Consider the following 826-nt stretch of genomic DNA (forward strand, 5'->3'; position numbering starts at 1 on the left):
ATGATGCTTGCCACCGGCATGGTGTTTACGTGGCTGCACACGGATGGCACCGTCAGCAACCTGACCACCAACGATGAAGGCGACCTGACCTTCGTCGACAAGAACGGCAACGCGCACAATGTCGGGGCGGTGGGGCCGTACACGCAGATCACGCCGACCGTCGATGCCGGCGCTGGCGCCCAGGCGACCGCCACGGTGCGCTATCAGGAGTTCGGGAAAAAGGTCGAGATCTCGTCGCTGATCGTGAACGTGACGAAGGCCGGCACGGGGCAGACGGTGATCATTGTACCGATGCCGACCGGCGCCCAGTACGACGCCTGCATTCCCTTCCAGGACGTCGCCACGGGCAACACCTTCAACGGGCATATCAGCGCCGGCACCAACACCATCGTGATCCAGGGCAAGAACGGCGAGTACCCGGCCGTGAGCGGCTCGAAGATCGTCGGGTCTGGCTTCTACGAGCGCCCTTGATCCACACGCCGCGCCTCCCGGCCCGAGCCTGACACCACCGAGCCGGCCGGACCGCCGCGCACCCTCTGAACAATCTGGATGCTGGGGACCGGATTCGAACCGGTCCTGCACTGCCGTTCCCGGCAGCTGGTTGGCCACTCACCCACCTAGCTGCCCCTCAGAAAACACGCCGACACGTTGGTGTGAAGCGTTTGGTTTCAACGCAGTAAACGCGGAGACTACTTATGGACCTCTCGCCCATCGGCGAAGCCGTGCTCATCGCCCGTGAGGGGCGAAGGCTGAAGGCCTACAAAGACAGCGTCGGCGTGCTCACGATCGGCATCGGCCACACCTCGGCGGCCGGGCCGCCCCTGGT

General features: G+C 64.6%; 2 protein-coding genes and 1 tRNA gene. 2 read left to right on the plus strand and 1 reads right to left on the minus strand.

Translation table 11 applies throughout. The features are described 5' to 3' along the window. The coding region (locus MKK54_RS18110; protein ID WP_244012733.1) for a hypothetical protein at window positions 1-471 on the plus strand (471 nt) is incomplete at its 5' end. A 79-nt stretch (window positions 472-550) separates the two neighbouring features. Here MKK54_RS18110 and MKK54_RS18115 read toward each other — a convergent pair. Then, a tRNA-Ser gene (locus MKK54_RS18115) sits at window positions 551-622 on the minus strand. A 73-nt stretch (window positions 623-695) separates the two neighbouring features. Here MKK54_RS18115 and MKK54_RS18120 point away from each other — a divergent pair. Then, the coding region (locus MKK54_RS18120; protein ID WP_409564206.1) for a glycoside hydrolase family protein at window positions 696-826 on the plus strand (131 nt) is incomplete at its 3' end.

Source organism: Methylobacterium sp. J-068, from assembly GCF_022829445.1.
Taxonomy (GTDB): Bacteria; Pseudomonadota; Alphaproteobacteria; order Rhizobiales; family Beijerinckiaceae; genus Methylobacterium.